Source organism: Bradyrhizobium sp. USDA 4541 (genome assembly GCF_024171085.1).
GTDB lineage: Bacteria > Pseudomonadota > Alphaproteobacteria > Rhizobiales > Xanthobacteraceae > Bradyrhizobium > Bradyrhizobium australafricanum.
On the sequence record NZ_JALJZF010000001.1, the window covers coordinates 4,400,726 to 4,421,152 of the forward strand.

At 63.6% G+C, this 20,427-nt stretch carries 20 protein-coding genes; 9 read left to right on the top strand and 11 right to left on the bottom strand.

All coding sequences use genetic code 11. The features are described from left to right. Positions 1–122: 122 nt before the first annotated feature. The 5 genes from J2R80_RS20620 to J2R80_RS20640 are packed head-to-tail and all read right to left on the bottom strand — an operon-like array spanning position 123 to position 4,564. Positions 123–740 carry a hypothetical protein gene (locus tag J2R80_RS20620; protein WP_253589709.1) on the bottom strand — a complete coding sequence of 206 codons (618 nt, stop codon included), beginning with the start codon at positions 738–740 and terminating at the stop codon, positions 123–125. Then, positions 737–1,585, bottom strand: coding sequence for an ABC transporter permease (locus tag J2R80_RS20625; RefSeq protein WP_028336929.1), 849 nt, complete (start codon positions 1,583–1,585; stop codon positions 737–739). The genes J2R80_RS20620 and J2R80_RS20625 overlap by 4 nt, the downstream gene beginning before the upstream one ends. After that, positions 1,582–2,403 (bottom strand): ABC transporter ATP-binding protein, encoded by an 822-nt coding sequence (locus J2R80_RS20630; RefSeq protein ID WP_253589710.1) that lies wholly within the window; start codon positions 2,401–2,403, stop codon positions 1,582–1,584. The genes J2R80_RS20625 and J2R80_RS20630 overlap by 4 nt, the downstream gene beginning before the upstream one ends. Next, a complete protein-coding gene (locus J2R80_RS20635; protein WP_253639304.1) occupies positions 2,400–3,377 on the bottom strand; it encodes a YVTN family beta-propeller repeat protein in 978 nt (325 codons plus the stop codon). The genes J2R80_RS20630 and J2R80_RS20635 overlap by 4 nt, the downstream gene beginning before the upstream one ends. Before the next feature lie 5 nt (positions 3,378–3,382). Beyond that, a complete protein-coding gene (locus J2R80_RS20640) occupies positions 3,383–4,564 on the bottom strand; it encodes an ABC transporter substrate-binding protein (protein WP_253625931.1) in 1,182 nt (393 codons plus the stop codon). 146 nt (positions 4,565–4,710) lie between these two features. Between J2R80_RS20640 and J2R80_RS20645 the strand changes: the two genes are divergently transcribed. Then, positions 4,711–5,229 carry a DUF3280 domain-containing protein gene (locus tag J2R80_RS20645; protein WP_253625932.1) on the top strand — a complete coding sequence of 173 codons (519 nt, stop codon included), beginning with the start codon at positions 4,711–4,713 and terminating at the stop codon, positions 5,227–5,229. A gap of 189 nt (positions 5,230–5,418) precedes the next feature. Here J2R80_RS20645 and fghA read toward each other — a convergent pair whose 3' ends face one another. Beyond that, positions 5,419–6,258 (bottom strand): S-formylglutathione hydrolase, encoded by an 840-nt coding sequence (gene fghA, locus J2R80_RS20650; protein ID WP_253639305.1) that lies wholly within the window; start codon positions 6,256–6,258, stop codon positions 5,419–5,421. A 30-nt stretch (positions 6,259–6,288) separates the two neighbouring features. Next, on the bottom strand, positions 6,289–6,909 hold the full coding sequence (locus J2R80_RS20655; RefSeq protein WP_016847801.1) for a response regulator transcription factor: 621 nt from the start codon (positions 6,907–6,909) through the stop codon (positions 6,289–6,291). A gap of 181 nt (positions 6,910–7,090) precedes the next feature. On the opposite strand from J2R80_RS20655, the gene J2R80_RS20660 reads away from it, so the two are divergent. Then, positions 7,091–8,455 carry a histidine kinase gene (locus tag J2R80_RS20660; protein WP_253639306.1) on the top strand — a complete coding sequence of 455 codons (1,365 nt, stop codon included), beginning with the start codon at positions 7,091–7,093 and terminating at the stop codon, positions 8,453–8,455. Here the strand turns inward: J2R80_RS20660 and J2R80_RS20665 are convergent. Further along, on the bottom strand, positions 8,452–8,886 hold the full coding sequence (locus J2R80_RS20665; RefSeq protein WP_253639307.1) for a YkvA family protein: 435 nt from the start codon (positions 8,884–8,886) through the stop codon (positions 8,452–8,454). The two genes, J2R80_RS20660 and J2R80_RS20665, sit on opposite strands and share 4 nt — an antisense overlap. A 30-nt stretch (positions 8,887–8,916) precedes the next feature. After that, the gene (locus tag J2R80_RS20670; protein WP_016847804.1) at positions 8,917–9,891 is read right to left on the bottom strand and encodes a helix-turn-helix domain-containing protein; all 975 of its coding nucleotides are present in this window, start codon (positions 9,889–9,891) and stop codon (positions 8,917–8,919) included. 420 nt (positions 9,892–10,311) lie between these two features. Between J2R80_RS20670 and xoxF5 the strand changes: the two genes are divergently transcribed. The 7 genes from xoxF5 (at position 10,312) to J2R80_RS20705 (ending at position 18,807) form a co-directional block, all read left to right on the top strand. Then, positions 10,312–12,117: a lanthanide-dependent methanol dehydrogenase XoxF5 gene (gene xoxF5, locus J2R80_RS20675; protein ID WP_253639308.1), complete on the top strand. Its 1,806-nt coding sequence runs from the start codon at positions 10,312–10,314 to the stop codon at positions 12,115–12,117. Positions 12,118–12,240: 123 nt separating this feature from the next. Beyond that, positions 12,241–12,723, top strand: a complete 483-nt coding sequence (locus J2R80_RS20680) for a c-type cytochrome, methanol metabolism-related (RefSeq protein ID WP_076834145.1) — start codon at positions 12,241–12,243, stop codon at positions 12,721–12,723. A 50-nt stretch (positions 12,724–12,773) separates the two neighbouring features. Next, positions 12,774–13,883, top strand: a complete 1,110-nt coding sequence (locus J2R80_RS20685) for an S-(hydroxymethyl)glutathione dehydrogenase/class III alcohol dehydrogenase (RefSeq protein WP_024580243.1) — start codon at positions 12,774–12,776, stop codon at positions 13,881–13,883. Positions 13,884–13,916: 33 nt separating this feature from the next. Further along, positions 13,917–14,480, top strand: a complete 564-nt coding sequence (gene gfa / locus J2R80_RS20690) for an S-(hydroxymethyl)glutathione synthase (RefSeq protein WP_016847312.1) — start codon at positions 13,917–13,919, stop codon at positions 14,478–14,480. A gap of 137 nt (positions 14,481–14,617) precedes the next feature. Beyond that, on the top strand, positions 14,618–15,571 hold the full coding sequence (locus J2R80_RS20695; protein ID WP_253639309.1) for a hypothetical protein: 954 nt from the start codon (positions 14,618–14,620) through the stop codon (positions 15,569–15,571). Between the two features lie 311 nt (positions 15,572–15,882). Then, complete coding sequence (locus J2R80_RS20700; protein ID WP_253589715.1) at positions 15,883–17,022, top strand: epoxide hydrolase family protein; 1,140 nt, start codon at positions 15,883–15,885, stop codon at positions 17,020–17,022. A gap of 39 nt (positions 17,023–17,061) precedes the next feature. Continuing rightward, positions 17,062–18,807: a metallophosphoesterase gene (locus tag J2R80_RS20705; RefSeq protein WP_253639310.1), complete on the top strand. Its 1,746-nt coding sequence runs from the start codon at positions 17,062–17,064 to the stop codon at positions 18,805–18,807. Here the strand turns inward: J2R80_RS20705 and J2R80_RS20710 are convergent. Both J2R80_RS20710 and J2R80_RS20715 read right to left on the bottom strand, forming a co-directional pair. Further along, positions 18,804–19,838 carry an AI-2E family transporter gene (locus J2R80_RS20710; protein ID WP_253639311.1) on the bottom strand — a complete coding sequence of 345 codons (1,035 nt, stop codon included), beginning with the start codon at positions 19,836–19,838 and terminating at the stop codon, positions 18,804–18,806. The genes J2R80_RS20705 and J2R80_RS20710 overlap by 4 nt on opposite strands. Positions 19,839–19,922: 84 nt before the next feature. After that, positions 19,923–20,387, bottom strand: a complete 465-nt coding sequence (locus J2R80_RS20715; protein WP_253639312.1) for a GNAT family N-acetyltransferase — start codon at positions 20,385–20,387, stop codon at positions 19,923–19,925. Positions 20,388–20,427 lie beyond the last annotated feature (40 nt).

The window sequence follows — 20,427 nt, forward strand, 5'->3', positions numbered from 1 at the left end:
TATAGTTGGAGACAACGAGCGGGCAGTGCAGTTTGTTCCGGATCGGCGTGGCCCAACAGACTGTTACCCAAAAGACCGTCAAAACGGCGCGTTGACGATCCCGGGGCGTTCGGTCGCAGGCCTCAATCGAGCTCCTGCTGGATGGTGCGGCCGAGCGCGAACAGGCGCTGATCGATCGCGGTCGGCACCTCGCAGACGAATTTCACCACGCGCCCGCGGTCCTCGAAGATGCGGGTCTCCCAGACCAGTTGATTGCCGAGCTCGTCGACCTTGGCCTTGTCCGGCGGTGTCGCGTCCTGCAGCGCCTGCAGCTTGAGCGTGTCGTCGCGGATCTTCTCCGCGGCTTCGCGCTGCTTGCGCATCACGCGCTCGAGCCCGTTCATGACCGAGGCGCGCTGTCCGTTCAGCGTATCGAACAGACCGGCAAACAGCAGTTTTCCCGCATTCGCCTTGTCGGCCGCGGCAGCTGAAAGGAATTCGGTGATCTCCTTCTGCGCTTCTTCGAGCGGAACGCGGCGCGCCGCGAGCTTGATCGCGAGCGCGCTGACTTTCGGGTCGTCCTTCCATTTGGTCTCGGCATCGCCGAGCGGCGGCCCGGCCCAGACTGCGGCGAGCGAGATCTCGGGCACCTTGGCCTGTTGGCAGGGCCAGTCCGGATAGCGCGGGTCGGCAGCCGATGCGGCCTGGTTCGACAGAACCATCGCGAGCAGCGCGCCCAGTCCTGTTCGCCAGCCTGTCATGCCTCGCCTCCGCCGGGTCCGCGGCGCACCAGACCGCGCGATGGATCGTAAGCCAGGATCGCGCCGATCATGAAGACGACCGTGCAGCCGCCGACCACCGCGAGCGAAACCCAGTTCATCTTGCCGTACAGCGCAAACCGGATCAGCTCCACCGCATGCGTGAACGGATTGCACTGGCAAATATAATACAGCATCGGGCTGCCTTCCTGCACGCGCCACAGCGGGTAGAGGGCCGACGATGCGAAGAACATCGGGAAGATCACAAAGTTCATCACGCCGGCGAAATTTTCCAGCTGCTTGATGCTGGCCGAGATCAGCATGCCCAGTGCGCCGAGCATCAGGCCCGACAGCACCAGCGCCGGAAGCACGGTGAGGTAGCCGATGGTCGGCGGCGCGATGTCCCAGAACCACGCGATGACGAGGAAGGCATAGACCTGGAGCAGCGACACCGCCGTGCCGGCGAGCAGCTTGCAGAACAACAGATAGCCGCGCGGCAGCGGGCTGACCAGCAGCGTGCGCATGTTGCCCATCTCGCGGTCGTAGACCATCGACAGCGAGGACTGCATGCCGTTGAAGAGCTGGATCATCGCCATCAGGCCGGGCGCGATATAGACCTCGTAGAGGATGTAAGTCTCGTAGGGCGGGATGATCGAGATGCCGAGCACCTGCCGGAAGCCGGCCGCGAAGATGAACAGCCAGACCAGCGGCCTGACCAGCGCCGACACGAAGCGCTCGCGCTGATGCAGGAAGCGCAGCGCCTCGCGCCACACGATGCCGTTCAGGCAGACGATGTATTCCGACAGCGAGAAACCGCTTCGCTCAGGCGTAACCGTCGTGCTGGTCATGACGGCGGTCTCCCCGCGAGTGTTGCCGTTCCGGTCAGGCGCATGAACGCGGTGTTGACGTCCTGGGCGCCTGCGTCCGCGATCACGCGTGACATCGGGCCGTGCGCCAGCATTCGGCCCTGATGCAGCACGACGAGGTCGTCGTTTGGCATGATCTCGTCGAACAGATGCGTCGCCCAGAGCACGCCGATGCCCTGCTCGGCGACGAGCTGCCGGACATGGTCGAGAATGTCGGCGCGCGCCTTGACGTCGAGCCCGACCGTGGCCTCGTCGAGCAGCAGCAGCCGGGGCCGGTGCAGCAGCGCGCGGGCGATCTCAAGCCTTCGCATCTGGCCGCCCGAGAGATCGCGCACCTTGCTGGCGGCGCGGTCGGCAAGCCCGATGCGGCCGAGCACCTCGGCGCTGCGCAGCCGCGCCTCGCGCCGCGAGATGCCGTGCAGCGCGGCGTGATACAGCAGGTTCTGCGTCAGCGAGAGGTCGAGATCGAGCGTGCGCGGCTGGAACACCACGCCCATCAGCCGCAGCGCTTCACCCGGCGTCCGGCTGATGTCGTGGCCGAATATCTTGATCTGGCCGTTCTGGATGCCGAACAGCCGCGTCACCAGCGAGAACAGCGTGCTCTTGCCGGCGCCATTGAGACCCAGCAGCGCGGTGAAGCTCGCAGGCTGGACCGTGAAACTGACATCGATCAAAGCGCGGCGCAGACCGTAGCTGTGGCTGACATTGCCGATCGACAGGGCCGCCTGCACGGCCGCGACTGTTCCAGGGCCTGCATCCGGCGAGAGCTGGTTCGCGATATGGGCGTCGGTTGAGGTCATGGCTGCGCGATCGTGATCCCCCAGGGCAGTTCGCCGACCTGAATGGTCTTGATCACCTTCTGGGCCGAAACGTCGATGACCGAGACGTCGTTGGAGACGCCGTTGGTGACCAGCAAATATTTTTCGTCCGGGGTGAAATCCATGTGCCAGACCCGCTGGCCGACCAGCAGATATTTGAGGACCTTGTGGGTCACACCGTCGACGACAGCGACGCGGTTGGCGGGGCCGAGCGCAATGAATGCGGTCTTGCCGTCCTTGGTCATGCCGATGCCGACGGGCTGGATCGCCTCGTTGCGCAGGCCCGGAATTTCGAAGGTGATCTTGCCGGTCACCTCGCGCTTGACCGGATCGATGATCGACACGGTGCCGCCGATCTCGGAGGAGACCCACAATTCGGAGCCGTCACGCTTGAACTGGGCGAAGCGCGGCCGCGAATCGACCAGCACATTGGCGACGATCTGGCGCGTCGACGTGTCGATGAAGTGCGCCATGTTGGTGGTCTCGGAGGTGTTGATCAGGATCTTGCCGTCCGGGCTGATCGTCATGCCCTCAGGCTCGACGCCGACCTGGATGTCGCCGATCCGGGCGCGCTTTTCGAGGTCGATCACGGTGACCGTGTTGTCGTTCTCGTTGGCGACATACATGGTCTTGCCGGCGGCATCCTGGGTGAACAATTCAGGGTCGGGACCGGAGGGCAGGGTGTCGACGATCTCCTGGGTCTTGGCATCGATCACCTGGATCGTGTCGTCGTCGCCGACCGCAACCATCACGAACTTGCCGTCGCGCGAGAACTCGATGCCGCGCGGCCGCTGGCCGACCTTGATGGTTTTGGTCACCGTCCAGCTGCTGGTGTCGATCACCGTGACGGTGTTGCCCTTCTCGTTGGAGACGTAGGCAACGAAGGCGGACGCCGGTGTCGCGGCAAGCCAAACGAGCATCCCGGTCAACAGACAGCGGCGCCACATGCGTTTCATCTCCCTCACTGCAGCTTGCACTTCGTTTCAGGCCGGTCAACTCCGAGCGTGTCGAGTTCGGAGACCTGATGCAGGAAACCTTCCTGCGGCGAGACCGAAACGACCATACGACCATCGGCCAGCAGGATCGGCTGGCGAAGCTGCAGATTCCAGTCTCGCAGGGTCAAGCGCGTACCCTTGAAGGCGGCAATCGAGAAATCCTTGCCCTTGAGGAAGGCGATGACCTTCTTGAGGTCCCCCGAATTGGTGCGCGATGTGGCTTCCCCGATCATGCGCGCGGCGGTCCAGGCCTGCATGTCGAGTGCGGTCATGCGGCGCATGTTCAGCTTGACGAAGCGGTTCTGGATCTGGACCGCGCCCCACTGGTCATGCGCCGCGTCCCAGCTGGTCGGCACGAGGCCCGCCGAGCCCGCCACCGGCCGCGGGTCCCAGGTACGGTACGGCAGATAGTTCGCGAACACCTCGCTCTCGTCGGCGGCGACCAGCACGTCGTAAGCCGGCGCCTGCTGCGTGAACACCGGCATCTGGCGCTGGATCAAGGTCACGCCGCTGTCGGTGCGGCGCGCGCCGCCGGTGTCCTCGAAAGTCCGTTCCTGGACGATCTTGGCGCCGAAGCGGGTCGCGGCGCGGCGCAGCGCGTCGGCGTAAAGCTTGTCCTGATCATGCGAGCCGACCACCAGCAGCCAGCGTTTCCACTGCTTCCACACCAGATATTGGCCAAGCGCGTCCGCCAGCATCGAGCGGGTGGGTGCGATGTGGATGACGTTGGCGCGGCAGTCCTGCTCGCGCAGCCGATCGTCGATCGCGCCGGCATTGAGCAGCACGGTGCCGCGGTCGCGCAGCGCGTCGGCGACCTTGAGCAGGGCATCGGCCGGCAGGTCGGTGATGATATAGTCGTTGCGTCCGGCGAGGTCGGTCGCGACCTTGGCGACATCGTCGCTGTCCTTGACCTTGACCTCGTCGAGCACGAAGCGCTGGTTGAGGAATTTGCCGGTCGTGTTGTTGTCCTCGATCGCAAGGCGCGCGCCGGCGATGCCGTCATTGTCGGCGGGTTGCTCGACCAGCGAGAGCGTCGATTTGACGCCGGCATGACCGAGATAGCCGATATGAACCTCGACGGGATCAGCCGCCAGCGCGCCGGTCGCCACCATGCTGAGCGCGATCGTGCCGATCAGCCATCGCAACATAACTCCTCCCGCAGTCTTTTTTCACTCGGCATGGCGTTCGGAAATCCGGCCTCCATGCTGTTGACTTGCAAGATGCCGGAATTGGCCTAGCTTGCAACCCCGCTTTTTGTCGTTGCGACGTTACAAATTACGATTGGTTCACAATCATGAGATCAGCGTTTGCCTTCGCCGTTTCTTTGCTGGTGGTGTCTGCGGCGGCAGCGCGCGCCGAGCCGCCCAGGCTCGCGGTGTTCGACCTCGAGATGATCGACACCAGCCTGCAGGGGGAAGTGAGCGGGCCACGCAGTGATGAGCAGGCGCGGCTGCTCCGGGCCGGCGATCAGGTGCGCAAGGAGCTCGCGGACTCCGGCAAGTTCCGCGTGCTCGACATCGCGCCGGTCAATGCTGCGGCGCATGGCAGCAATCTTCAGGCCTGCGGTGGCTGCGATGTGAAGCTGGCCGGCGAGTTGGGCGCTGATCTCGTGATGACGGGCGTGGTGCAGAAGGTGTCCAACCTCATCCTCAACATCAATCTCTATTTGCGCGACGTGCACAGCGGGCAATTGTTGGCAGCGGCGAGCGCCGACATGCGCGGCAACACCGACGAATCCTGGTCGCGCGCCACCGACTACCTCGTGCGCAACCGCCTGCTCGCGCCGAACTACGGCGTGCCGAAGGCGCAGTAGCCTGCGCTCACGAATGGACCTCCGTTATCCTGAGGTGCGAGCCTTGCGGCGCAATTGCGCCGCTGGGCGAGCCTCGAAGCATGAATCGGCCCGGCTATCGCCACACGTAGAAATTCGGGCCGTGAATCCTTCGAGACTGGCCGCTTCGCGGCCTTCTCAGGATGATGGGATGAACGGACTGCGTGACGCTCACGCCTTCAACCGCGCGGCGTGCCAGCGCAGATGATCGGCCATGAAGGTCGAGATGAAATAGTAACTGTGGTCATAGCCCGGCTGACGCCGCAGGGTGAGGGGGATGTTGGCCTTCTCGCATGCCGCCTTCAGGAGTTCGGGCCGCAGCTGCTCGGTGAGAAAGCCGTCGGCATCGCCGTAGTCGACCAGCAGATCGGAGAAGCGGGCACCGTCCTCGATCAGGGCGACGGCGTCGTGCCTGCGCCACGCTTGCTTGTTGCTGCCGAGATAGCCGCCGAGCGCCTTGTTGCCCCATGGCACCTGCGACGGCGCCACGATCGGCGCGAACGCGCTCGCCGCCCGATAACGATCGGGGTAGCGCAGCGCGACCGTCAGCGCGCCATGGCCGCCCATGGAATGACCGAGGATCGACTGCCGCGTCGTGTCGACCGGGAATTGCTCGGCGATCAGCTTCGGCAATTCCTCGGTGATGTAGCTCCACATTCGGTAATTGGTCGCGAACGGCTGCTCCGTCGCATCGACATAGAAGCCGGCGCCGAGCCCGAAATCGTATGAGTTGGCGGGATCGCCGGGGACGCCTTCGCCGCGCGGGCTGGTGTCGGGCGCGACGAAGATCAGGCCGAGCTCGGCGCATGCCTGGCGGAATTCGCCCTTCTCGGTGACGTTGGCGTGGGTGCAAGTCAGGCCCGACAGGTAGGTGACGACGGGCAGCTTGGCGCCGGCCGCATGCTCAGGGACGAACACCGAAAAGGTCATGTCGGTCTTGGTCTCGCGGCTTGGATGCCGATAGACGCCTTGCGTGCCGCCATGCGACTTGTTCTGGGAAACCGTCTGCATTGTCGTATTCCTCTTGGTTGGAGCGCTGCGTCAGGCGACGCCGCTCTCGATCGCCAGCCGCACCAGCTCTGCCGAAGTGCGCACGCCAAGCTTCTGGCGCATGATCGATGACGTGTTTGCGACCGTCTTGTATGATGAATGCACCAGCCAGGCGATCTCCGACAGGCTCTTGCCGGAGCTGAGCAGGCGCAGGATCTCCATCTCGCGTGAAGTGAGCTTGGAGAGCGGATTTTGCGCAAAGCCCGGCCGCGCAAACGCCACGTTGCGCGCGATCGCTGGCGGCAGATAGACGCCGCCATTGCCGACCTCGCGCACTGCTTCCACCAGATCGTTGGGATCGCCGGTCTTCGAAACGTAACCCTTGGCGCCGATGTCGATGGCGCGGGCGGCGAACACCGGGTCATCGTTCATGCTGAACATGATGAGGCGCGCAGACGCATCATGCGTCAGGATGCGGCGCGCCAGCTCGAAGCCGGAGACCGTCGGCAGGTTGATGTCGATCACGCAGAGATCGGGCTTCTCCGCGACGAACGCCCGTTCGCCGCTTTCGGCATCCGCCGCTTCCAGCAGCGTGATCTCGGGATCGTCGGCGAACACGGTGCGGCAACCGGAGGCAACGATGGGATGATCATCAACGATCAGAATGCGCATGGCGTTGTTCCGGCGACCTGCTTCGATTCACTCATCATCACGTCGGTTTGCGCGAAGGACAGGTCGGTTCCGACCGGTTGTGCACCTCGTGCGGGATTGCGATAGGGTGCGATTAGATAGCCGGGCAAATTTGGCTGTCAACGATCCTCTCGGAGGAGGGATCGCGGTCGGGGGCAACGTCATGTGGCAAAAGCTATCTTTGCGCGCGCGGATCAACCTGCTGCTGGCGCTGATCCTGGCGCTTGGCCTCGGCATCAATATTGCGCGGCTCGTGCTGGAAGCGGGGCCGCGTGTCCAGGCCGAGGACCAGAGCGTGATCCGCCTGGCGCGTGAATTCGTTGCGACGATCGTGGCCGGTCTCGACGAGGCGCCGGATCCCGATGCGCGGCTCGATCAGATCGTCCAGGACCTGAGCCGGATGCGTCACGTCAGCATCACGCGGCAGGATGGCGCGACCGCAAAATCTCCTGATCGCCCCGAGGACGCCGGCGATCAACGCGCTCCGCCGCAGTGGTTCGTCGCGCTGGTTCATCCCGAGCAGACCTCGGTGCGGGTGCCGATCTCGGTGCACGGCAAGCCGCAATCGCTGGTCATCACCTCGCATCCCGACGACGAAGTCGCCGAGATCTGGGACGGCATCGTCACCCAGATCGAGGTCGGCTCCGCGATCGCAGTGGCGCTGCTTCTGGTCACCATGCTGGTGGTCGGCCGCGCGCTGGCGCCACTGGAGGCACTGTCGCAGGCCATGACCGGCATCGAGGCCGGGGATTACGATGCCCGCGTCGAGCCCGGCGGATCGCCGGAATTGGCCGCCATCTGTGCCAAACTGAACCATCTGGCGGCGACCCTTGGCGATGCCGTCGAGGGCAAGCGGCAGCTCGCCGAGCGCGCGGTCTCGCTGCAGGATTCCGAGCGCAAGGAGATCGCGCGCGAATTGCACGATGAGTTCGGGCCCTATCTGTTTGCCTTGCGCGCGCATGCCGGCGCGCTGACCCGGCTGGCGGAAGTCGAAAAGCCGGACCCTGCGGCATTGCGCAAGCACGGCAATGCCATCCTCGAGCAGGTCAACGCGCTCCAGCAGTTCACGCGCCGGATTCTGGAGCGATTGCGGCCGGTCGGCCTGGCCGAACTCGGGCTTGCGGAAGCGCTCGGCGCGCTGGTGCGGCTATGGAGCGAAACGCATCCGGAGGTGGAGATCGAGAGCCGCATCTCGCCGGCGCTCGGCGATACCGGCGAGATGGCCGACCTGACGATCTATCGCATCGTCCAGGAAGCGCTCACCAACGTATTCCGCCATGCCGGCGCGACGGCGGTCGATATCACGATCGAACCGGTGGACCGGCAGGCCGGCCTACGCGGCAGCCGCGACTGCGCGCTGGTGCGGGTTCGCGACAATGGCCGTGGCTTGCTGAGGGATCACAGGCTTGGCCGCGGATTGACCGGGATGCAGGAACGAATCCTCGCGCTCGGCGGCACGCTTAGCATCAATTCCAGCGATGATGGCGTGACGGTCGAGGCGCTCGTGCCAAAGGCCGCACAGTCCTAGACGATTGGCTGTCGCCAATATCTGAAAGCCGCCCAAGCCAGCGCCGCCGCGCCGGCGATCCAGAGCACGACGATCGCGATCATTCCCGGCCGGCTGGTCGGACGCTGCAAGACGGCGCCGGCCTTGGCACGGCATTCCGCCATCACCTCGTCCGGCACGAGCGAGATCGCAAGCCAGATGCCGAGCGGCAGCAGGATCAGATCGTCGAGATAGCCGATCACCGGAATGAAATCCGGGATCAGATCGATGGGAGACAGTGCATAGGCCGCGACGGCGACGGCAAGGGCCTTGGCATACCAGGGCACGCGCGGATCACGCGATGCGAGATACAGCGCAACGCTGTCCCGCTTGAGGTTGCGCGCCCAAACCTTGATCGAGGACAGCTTGATTGAGGACAACTTGGTTGGAGAAAGTCTGTCGGCGGACGGCATGGCGCAACGCCTGCGCGTCGGATGGAACCGCTATTCGAGTACCACATCCGCCGGCATACCGCCGTGCAGGCCCTTGTGGACGGAGGAGGGCGCGATGCCGAAATACTTCCGGAAGACGCGGCTGAAATGCGACGAACTCGAGAAGCCCCAGGAGAACGCGACGTCGGTGATGGTCTTGCCGTTCTGGGACTCCAGCTCCTGCCGGCAGTTCTGCAGCCGGGCCTTCCAGATGTAGTCGCTGACCGTCATGCCGCGATCGCTGAACAGCATGTGGAGATAGCGCTTCGAGCAACCAAGCGCCGCGGAAATGCGGTCGATGCAGAGATCCGGATCGCGCAGATGCTCGCGGATGAAGCCCTGGGCACGCACATAGGTGGCCTCGGCGCTGCCGCGGTCGAACATGGCGCCGGTCTCGCGCAGCGGCAACAGCAGCAAGTCGATCAGCGCATCAGCCACGCCGACGGCGTTGACCGGCGTCAGCGTCGGTGCCTCGCCGAAGGCGGCATGGACGAAATCATAGGCGATGCGGCCGGTGCCGTTGCGCGCCGACAGCTTGCACGGCGCCATCTTGGAGAGCTGGAAGCCGCGCTCCTTGAGCAGGTCCTTTGGAACGATGACAACCTCGTGCCGCGTCAGCGACGGGCTGATGATGGTGTGCGGACACGACACGTCGTAGGCGAAGCAGTCGCCCGGCATGATGTCGAAGTGCAGGCCGTCTTGCTCGAAATGCGAGACGCCGTGGGTCTGGAACACGATCTTGATATAGGGGTGCTCGCTCAGCTTGATGCGCGAGATGGTATGCGCGATCCGGTGCTGGCTTGCCTCGATCTGACACAGCTTCAGGCGCGATACCGTCGTGAAATTGACCCGGGCTTCGAGCGAGGATCCTTCCAGCGCATCGACGTCGAACTGGCCGCAAAGGTCAGTGAGCGCATCCGACCAGCGCTGAATCTGCCGCTTGGGCGTCAATCCGTTCGTGCTGAGAGAATGGACTGTATCGGACATCTTTCCAGCCACCGATTCGATCCCCACGTGACTGCTCACCGAGCTTAAGTCTGGCCCGGAATGATGCGCCTTCTCCCTGATTCTGAATAGCTTAGGGAGGCGGCGGGATTTCTTCCCGGTTAATGTCGGGTGATCCTCCGACTTAGTTCTGGGCGCGTCAAGCGCAACCTTAGCACGCGTCAATCTGGCATCCGGATCGCGCCGGCCGCGATTGATGCCCTGCAACATGAAGCAAGCTTTCCAGCCAATTCAGGGCCGGGCGACAAAAATCTGACGAAGCTTCGCTTTTGAGCAAACGGCTCTTCTCTTTTGGGCAAGTCAGCGCGCTTCGAGAGGACTACGACTGGGGCACCAAAATGGAAGAAGTGGGGCCGTTTCGGCGGAAACCCTTGAGCTCTTGAACCTGGGAGGAAATCCACGATGCGCAAGATGCTTTACGCGACCGGTCTTGGGGCAATGGCGGTATTTGCCGCCGGAGCGGCCAACGCCAATGACGAACTCCACAAGATGTCGCAGAACCCGAAGGACTGGGTGATGCCGGCCGGAGACTACGCCAATCAGCGTTACTCCAAGCTGAATCAGATCAACGCCTCGAACGTCGGAAAGTTGCAGGTCGCCTGGACGTTTTCGACCGGCGTGCTGCGCGGCCACGAGGGTGGCCCGCTGATCATCGGCAACATCATGTACGTCCACACCCCGTTCCCGAACAAGGTCTATGCTCTTGACCTTTCGCAGGACAACAAGATCGTCTGGAAGTACGAACCGAAGCAGGATCCGAACGTCATTCCGGTGATGTGCTGCGACACGGTCAACCGCGGCGTTGCCTATGGCGACGGCAAGATCTTCCTGCACCAGGCCGACACCACACTGGTGGCGCTCGATGCCAAGACCGGCAAGGTGGAGTGGACGGTGAAGAACGGCGATCCCAGCAAGGGCTCGACCGGTACCTCCGCGCCGCTGGTGGTCAAGGACAAGGTGCTGCTCGGCATCTCCGGCGGCGAGTTCGGCGTCCAGGCTCATGTGACCGCTTACGACATCAAGACCGGCAAGCAGGTCTGGCGCGGCTTCTCGGAAGGCCCGGATGACCAGCTCCTGGTCGACGACAAGACCACCGAGCTCGGCAAGCCGATCGGCAAGGATTCGAGCTTGAAGACCTGGCAGGGCGATCAGTGGAAGATCGGCGGCGGCGCGACCTGGGGCTGGATCTCCTACGATCCCGAACTGAACCTCGTCTATTATGGGTCGGGCAATCCCTCGACCTGGAATCCGAAGCAGCGTCCCGGCGACAACAAGTGGTCGATGACGATCTGGGCGCGCAACCCGGATACCGGCGTCGCCAAGTGGGTCTACCAGATGACGCCCCATGACGAATGGGACTATGACGGCGTCAACGAGATGATCCTCTCGGATCAGACGATCGACGGCAAGGCGCGCAAGCTGCTGACGCATTTCGATCGCAACGGCCTCGGCTACACGCTCGATCGCGCCACCGGCGAACTGCTGGTCGCCGAGAAGTACGATCCGAAGGTGAACTGGACCTCCGGCGTCGACATGAAGAAGGACTCGCCGACCTATGGTCGCCCGAAGGTTCTTGATGCCGCGTCGACCGACAAGGCGGGCGAGGACGTCAACGTGAAGGGCATCTGCCCGGCAGCGCTCGGCTCGAAGGACGAGCAGCCGGCAGCCTACTCGCCGGACACGCAGCTGTTCTACGTGCCGACCAACCACGTCTGCATGGACTACGAGCCGTTCAAGGTGAGCTACACCGCAGGTCAGCCCTATGTCGGCGCGACGCTGTCGATGTATCCGCCTCCCGGTGAGACCAACATGGGCAACTTCATCGCCTGGGACGGCAAGACCGGCAAGATCGTGTGGTCGAACAAGGAGCAGTTCTCGGTCTGGTCGGGTGCGCTCGCGACCGCCGGCGGCGTGGTGTTCTACGGCACGCTGGAAGGCTACCTGAAGGCTGTCGACGCCAAGACGGGCAAGGAGCTCTACAAGTTCAAGACCCCGTCCGGCATCATCGGCAACGTCACCACCTATGAACATGCCGGCAAGCAGTACGTCGCCATTCTGTCGGGTGTTGGCGGTTGGGCGGGCATCGGCCTCGCGGCCGGACTGACTGATCCGACGGCCGGTCTCGGCGCAGTCGGCGGCTATGCCGCGCTGAGCAACTACACTGCGCTCGGCGGAACGCTCACCGTGTTCTCGCTGCCGCAGCAGTGAGCTGAGCGACCTCGTTCCGGCGCATGGAGCGATCTCCATGCGCCGGTCCGTCTTCAATCTGCACGCGAGGATATGCTTTTGCGTAAGATCTGGTTTGTGAGTGCTGCGATCTTTGTCGTGGCAATGGGTGGAGTTGCCTCCGCCGAGGACGCTGGCGACCCGACCGCCGTCAAGTCCGAGGACGGCAAGTATCTCGACAAGGATGGAAACCCGACGTTCAAGGTTACGGCCGACGGCACGACGGACTGGTACACCTACTCCGGCTATCGCCGCTATCATTCGGAGTGCCATGTCTGCCATGGCCCCGACGGCATGGGATCGACCTATGCTCCGGCGCTGTCGAATTCGCTGAAGACCATGAGCTACGCGGATTTCATGGGCGTGGTCGCGAGCGGACGCAAGAACGTTTCCACGGCGCAGGAGAACGTGATGCCGGCGTTCGGCGATAACCCCAACGTTGCCTGCTACATGGACGACCTCTATGTCTACCTGCGCGCCCGCGCCAATGACGCGGTTGGGCGTGTTCGGCCGGCCAAGCACGAAGACAAGTCGGAAGCCTATGGAAAGGCGGAAGACGCCTGCATGGGGCACAACGACAAGAAGTGAGCCCGTCCGGTGCGAACGAGAAACCTGTTTGACGTTTTGTGGAGACCAAGATGAAGACCCGCGCCGCAGTCGCATTTGAAGCAAAGAAGCCGCTTGAGATCGTCGAGCTCGATCTGGAGGGTCCCAAGGCCGGCGAGGTCCTGGTCGAGATCAAGGCGACGGGCATCTGTCACACCGATGCCTACACGCTCGACGGCTTCGACAGCGAGGGCATCTTCCCCTCGATCCTCGGGCACGAAGGTGCGGGCATCGTTCGCGAGGTCGGCGCCGGCGTGACGTCGGTCAAGCCGGGCGATCATGTGATCCCGCTCTACACGCCGGAATGCCGGCAGTGCAAAAGCTGCCTGAGCCAGAAGACCAATCTCTGCACCGCGATCCGCGCCACCCAGGGCAAGGGCGTGATGCCCGACGGCACCTCGCGCTTCAGCTACAAGGGCAAGACGGTCTTCCACTATATGGGCTGCTCGACCTTCTCGAACTTCACCGTGCTGCCCGAGATCGCGGTGGCCAAGATTCGCGAGGACGCGCCGTTCGACAAGAGCTGCTACATCGGCTGCGGCGTCACCACCGGTGTCGGCGCGGTCGTCAACACCGCCAAGGTGACGCCGGGCTCCAACGTGGTCGTGTTCGGCCTCGGCGGCATCGGCCTCAACGTGATCCAGGGCGCCAAGATGGTCGGCGCCGACAAGATCATCGGCGTCGACATCAATGACTCCAAGGAGGCCTGGGGCAAGCAGTTCGGCATGACGCATTTCGTCAACCCGACCAAGGTGGGCGGCGACATCGTCCAGCACCTGGTGGGCCTGACCGATGGCGGCGCCGACTACACCTTCGACTGCACCGGCAACACCAACGTGATGCGGCAGGCGCTGGAAGCCTGCCATCGCGGCTGGGGCGTCTCGGTGGTGATCGGTGTCGCGGAATCCGGCAAGGAGATCGCGACCCGGCCGTTCCAGCTCGTCACCGGACGCGTCTGGAAGGGCACGGCCTTCGGCGGCGCGCGCGGCCGCACCGACGTGCCGAAGATCGTCGACTGGTACATGGGCGGAAAGATCCAGATCGATCCGATGATCACCCACGTGCTGAAACTCGACGAGATCAACAAGGGCTTCGACCTGATGCACGAGGGAAAATCGATCCGTTCGGTCGTCGTATTCTGAAATCAAAACACCAAGCACTAGGAGGATAGGTCAATGACTGTTCATATCCACCCGTCGGTCGACAATGGCGTCAAGCAAGGCTCCGGCAGTTTTGCTGGCGGCACGCTGGTCTGCAAATGCGCGGACAAGCCGGTCAAGGTCGGCATCAAGGGCGACGTCGCCCACAACCATGCCTGCGGCTGCACCAAGTGCTGGAAGCCTTCGGGCGCCACCTTCTCGGTGGTCGCGGTGGTGCCGCGCGAGAACGTCACCGTGTTGGAGAACGGCGACAAGCTGAAGATCGTCGATGCCGCGGCGGTGATCCAGCGCCATGCCTGCACCGGATGCGGCACCCACATGTACGGCCGGATCGAGAACAAGGGCCATCCGTTCTATGGCCTCGACTTCATCCATCCCGAGCTGTTCCAGGAGTCCGGCTCGGCTGCGCCCGGATTTGCCGCCTTCGTGTCGTCGGTGATCGAGTCCGGCGTCAAGCCGGCCGATATGGCCGGGATCAGGTCGCGGCTCAAGGAGCTTGGGCTCGAGCCCTATGACTGCTTGTCGCCGCCGCTGATGGATGCGATCGCTACCCACGTGGCGAAGTCCAAGGCGGCCTAACGACGGCACCGTGACAAAGGCGGCCTGACCAGCTCGCCTTGACGAGATCCTGCGCCGGCAGAGGGTCTGCCGGCGAGGGATATGCTGGTAGTACCCGTGACCTTGAACCTTGCATGCCCTGCGGACGACCACAGGGCATGCATTTTATTTTCCGCTTTGCCCTCGTCCTTTCCCCGTTCCTGCTGCTTTCGCCGGCCCGCGCCGCGTCACCGGAAGACCGCTATATCGCCGCGCGTGACGCCGCGATCGCCAAATTCGCCAAGCTGTCGAACGACAACAAGATCAATGAGGCCGTCGACAAGGCCGAGGTGGCCGCGCGCGACGAGCTGAAGGGGCAGCTGACGGCCATCCTGTCCCAGTCCGCCCGGCCGGGCTTTGCTCCGGCCCAGCTCAACCTCGAGACTCTATACAAGGGCGATATGGGGTTCGGCATGCTGGACGGCCTGCGCTTCGATGCCGACACCGGCAGGGACGGGGCGAAGATCGGAGAAAAACGCGCCGACGGCAGCTTCGTCGAGCCGAAAGCCCATATCATTGTCACCACCGAGCCTCTGTTCACGCGCTGGCTGCACGAACACAAGACCTGGTGGGACAAGGGCAGCAAGAACGTGCCGCAGCAGGTCGATGCCGCCCTGAAGTTCGAGGGCCTCTACACCCAGGCGATCTCGACCGATGCCGCGGTGGTCAATTTCGACGACCTGCCGATCGCCAAGCCGGCGTCCGTCACCGTGGCTTACGGCTTCCTGGCCGGCCGCACCCAGGATTCGTTCCCCGACAAGGCCGACGAGGTGTTCGTGGCGGCGCTCGCCGGCGGCAAGATGTATGTCGCCTATGGCGAGATCGAGCCGGCGGTGCAAGTGCCGGCCTGCACCGCGGTCCGCACCGACTACAACAAGAAGGCCGATGCGGCGGCCGAAAGGCTCGAGCGCAAGCAGATCACCAGGCAGGCCTATGACAAGCTCGGTGACCTGCGCCAGCAGGGCGAGGATGCGTTCAAGCGCTGCTTCACCGAGCGCGCGCCGCAACAGCCGGCCTTCGCCGCGGCCACCAGGCAGGCCCAGGCGCTGCTCGAGGTGGCGATCGGCAAATAGCTCGGCGAGCTATTGACCAGCGGCAATCCCAACTTCAGCACGGCATCTTGTCTGTCATGGATGCTAATCAGATAGATTGCCACAACAAGCTCCGTCCTCTGCGACATCAGCGCTTCGATCGCCTGCGCATGATGTCGATCTATTGTGGCCGATGTCTTAGCAAGATCGCGGTGCCGATGGTGGTTCTTGTCGTCAGATTTCGCGGCTAGTCGTGCAGGGCTCGTGCAGGCGAGGTTTGCGGCGCGGGGTTTGATCGGCGACCCGCGCCAGCCTATCTTTCCCCGAAAGTTCAGCATCCCCGTGGAGACGCCATGACCGCCATCAGCCCGTTCCGCATCGCCGTCAGCGACGATGTCCTCGAGGATCTGCGTAATCGGCTGCGCCGGATCCGCTGGCCGGAAGCCGAACTGGTCGACGACTGGAGCCAGGGCGCGCCGCTGCAATGGATCAAGGACGTCTGCCACTATTGGGCCGAGACCTATGACTGGCGGCAGCGCGAGGCGCGGCTCAATCGCTTCAGCCAGTTCACCACCGAAATCGACGGGCTCGACATCCACTTCATCCATGTCCGCTCGAAGCATCCGGAGGCGCGGCCCTTGATCATCACCCATGGCTGGCCGGGATCGGTGGTCGAATTCCACAAGGTGATCGAGCCGCTGACCGATCCGACCGCGCATGGCGGCCGCGCCGCCGATGCCTTCCACGTGGTGTGCCCGTCATTGCCGGGCTTCGGCTTCTCGGCCAAGCCTATAGCGACGGGCTGGGGCGTCGACCGGATCGCGACGGCCTGGGCCGTCCTGATGCAGCGGCTCGGCTACGCCAGCTATTTCGCGCAAGGCGGCGACTGGGGCTCCGCGGTGACGACCGCGATCGGCGGACAGGATGCTGCGCATTGCGCCGGCATTCACATCACGCTTGCGATGTCGACCCGGCCCAATGTCGAGGGGCAGCCGACGCCGGAGGAGACGAGGGCGCTCAACGGCATCAAATATTATGCCGACTGGGATTCCGGCTATTCCAAGCAGCAGTCCACCCGGCCGCAGACGCTAGGCTATGGCCTGACGGATTCCCCGAGCGGGCAGGCGGCCTGGATCCTGGAAAAATTCTGGGCCTGGACCGATTGCGACGGCCATCCGGAAAACATCCTCAGCCGCGACGAACTGCTCGACAACGTCATGCTGTACTGGGTCACCGCGACGGCTGCGTCATCGGCGCGGCTCTATTGGGAAAGTTTTGGGCCGGGCAAGCGAACCCCGCACAAGGTGAGCGTGCCGACCGGCGTTGCCGTGTTCCCCAAGGAGATCGTCACGCCGGTCCGCAAATGGATGGAGACAAACTTCACCAACATCCAGCACTGGAGCGAGATGCCGAAAGGCGGACATTTCTCGGCATTCGAGCAACCCGAGCTGTTCATCGGCGAGGTGCGCGAGTTCTTCGAGAAGCTGCGCTAAGCCTGACGCGTATGTTGGTCTGAAGCGGTTTGTGACAGAATGCGCCGTGCAACGGAGAACGTCGGCGTGCTGCTTGATCCCCGCCTCGGCGACTTTGAGGACAATGCCGCCAGCCCGGAACAGCGTTCGTTGTTCGCGATCTTGGGTAGCCTTCTGGTTGAGATAAGCCCGGCGAAACTGTTGTTCGCCTGGACGGTCTCGCTTCTGCTTCCGGGCGTACTGCTCGGCCTTGCGCCACTGGTCGCATCCGCCTGGATTTCGAGCCTTTCGCAACACGCTCTTGCCCTGTCCGAAGTGGGCGCCGTGCTGATGCTGATTGTGATCGCGGCCTTGGGATGGCTCGGCGGACGACCGCTGCTTCAAATCGCGGAAACAAGCTTCTGGTCGCTGAACGCGCTCGCGGTCCAACCGAGTTATGCCTTCACGCGCGAGGCGCTGGGCCATCTGGCGGAGCTGCTTTGGCGCACCGGCGCAACTCCTGCCTCTCGCACGAGGCTGCGCCGCGGTTGCTCGGTCGGCGCCGGCATACTGCTCTCCGCGGGGGCGGCATTGATCGCGGCCCTGGCCTGGCCTGCCTCGCAATGGACTGCGACCGTCAATGACCTTGTTCTGATCCATCATCTGGTGTTGCCGACGTTCGCGAATGCCGTGGTGCTGGTGTCCTGCTATCTTGCGGTCGCGTCACTGGCCTGGAGCGTGGCCGACGCCAGTATGGAACAACCGGCCGACCTGGCCGGATTCGACGCGACGCCGTCCGGAGGCCGCTGCTGGCGCGTTGCGCATCTGTCCGATCTTCACGTGGTCGGCGAGCGGTACGGCTTCCGCATCGAAAGCGGGACCGCCGGTCCGCGGGGAAACGAGCACTTCAAGCGCGTGTTGGCTCGCCTTGCCGAAATTCACACTATTGATCCGCTCGACCACGTGCTGATCAGCGGCGATATGACGGACGCCGGCCGGCCCGGCGAATGGGCGGAATTTCTCGATGCGTTGGCAGGTCATTCCGAGCTTGCAGCACGCATCATCATGCTTCCGGGCAATCATGACGTTAACGTCGTGGATCGTGCCAATCCTGCGCGCCTCGACCTCCCGTTCAGCCCAGGCAAGCGGCTACGGCAGATGCGTACCCTGTCGGCGATCGCGGCCGTCCAGGGCGATCGCGTGCGCGTCATCGACGGTTCCGGCAAACCGTCGGCCACGCTGAACCAGGCGCTCGCCCCTTATCATGATCGGATAACACAATTTGCGCAGCACGGAGGCGTGCGCCGCGCAGCGGCGCTCCGTGGCCTGTTCGATGATCAATTCCCGATGATCCTGCCGCCGGACCAGGACGGTGGCCTCGGGATCGCCATTCTCAACTCCAACGCCGAAACCCACTTCTCCTTCACCAACGCGCTCGGTTTGGTTTCGGAAGCGCAAACGCGGCGGTTGGAGGCTGCGATCCGTCATTTTCCGACGGCATGCTGGACCATCGCGCTACATCATCACGTGATGGAATATCCCATGCCGGTGAAGACATTTGCCGAGCGCATTGGGACAGCCTTGATCAACGGCAGCTGGTTTGTACGCAAATTGCAAAGGTTTTCCGATCGCTCGGTGGTGATGCACGGTCACAGGCATATCGACTGGATCGGTACATGTGGTGCGTCGAGGATCGTCTCGGCCCCGTCGCCGGTGATGGGGGCCGACGATGCAGCCAGCTATTTCTATATCCACAAAATGATGGTCGGCCCGGACCGGAAGCTCTGCCTCGTCGAGCCCGAGCGGGTTGAGATTGCCGCAAGCTAGGACGCTTCCGGCTTGTCATGGTGCAATCCGCCACACAGATCGGCTATCCATGCGGCCGACGGACTCTCGGCACAGAAGGTCAGAATAGCGAGCGTGATCGGCACGCCGATGAAGGTCCCAAACAGGCCCCAAAGCGAGCTCCAGAAGAAGATCGCAAACAGCACCAGAAACGGCGAGATCGACAATGTCGAACCGGCCACCCGCGGTTCGATATAGCTGCCGACCACGAACTGGATGACGTTGAGACAGGCGAACACGCCAAACACCGCGGGCCAGCTCTCGAACTGCGTCATGGCCAGCAGCGTGGGGAACAGCGTCGCGATGAAAGGACCGACGAAAGGAATGTAGTTGAGGACAAAGGCGATCACGCCCCATTCGAATGCGAATGGCAGCCCGGTCACGGCGGCGAACAGGCCGACCAAGAGACCCGTGACCGCGCTCATCTGCGTCCGCACCAGCATATATTTGCGAAACTTGGCGGCCGTCGCTTTGCTGCCCTTGAGCAGGACGCGGGCAGCTGTGCGATTCTCCAACCGCTGGATTCGTCGACCAGCGTCGTCGACCTCGAGAAGTCCCAGCACGACATAGACCAGCGCGATGAGCCAGAAACTCAACGTGGTGTTGACGCGGCCCGTGACGTATTGCGTGGTACGCAGCAGCCAGCCGACATTGAAATGCTCCGCCCAGACGCCGGCGAACGAGACGCCATGGCCGTCGAGCCAGATCACTGCGGCATCGTAGAAGGCCTGATACCGCGCCGCATCCGCGATCAAGGAGCGCCCGACGCGGCCGAACCCCCATGCTGCCAGCGAGGCAAACGCGATGCAGGTGGCAACCGTAACAACGACGGTAATGGCGAGCGCGAGGAGTTTCGGCAGCCACGACTGCAGCCGTTGCTGAACGGGCCAGACGATCGCGATGATGAACAGGGCGGCCGCAAGCGGGGCGAGCACGCTGCGCGCCTGAGCCACCGCCGCAATCACCAGCACCGCGGCGATGATGCCGGTCGTGATCTTCAACCCGCCAGCCATCCTTGGGTTACCCGATCTCCGTGAACGCAGACATTGTCAGTCTGTCTCGTAGCGCGACAAGACGGAAATGGACTTGCGGCGCAGCTACAGCAATCCTCGATAGATCCCCGGCGCGGAGCCTTCGATGGCCACCGCGCCGACAGCTTTCGCATAGAATTCCGCCGGCCCGACGCCGCCGATGATGGCGTAGCCGAAACCCTGGTGCTTCATGTCCTCGAGGCATGCAAACAGCAGCGCCTTGCCGATTCCGCCCTGCTGCGCCTTCGGCGCGACCCCGGTCGGACCGAAGAAGTTGCGACAGGCTGCGTCGTGGCAGGCGAATCCGAGGATCTTCTTTTGCTGGATCGCGATGAAGCAGGAGACGGGTTGGCGGCTGAACGCGACCTCGGCTTCGCCGGCCCACGCCTCGCTGAATGTCTCCCGCACCCAGGCCACGACCTTGTGCTTTTCAGGCGCGAGCGCGCGGCGCATGACAATTCCGGCCTTGAGCAATCGATCGTAGGCGGGCCGGGAATCGGGCAGGGCGTAGAGCTTGACGAGCATGTCCATCCGGTGAGCTTAGTTGAAAACGCATCCCGCGGGCAAATCA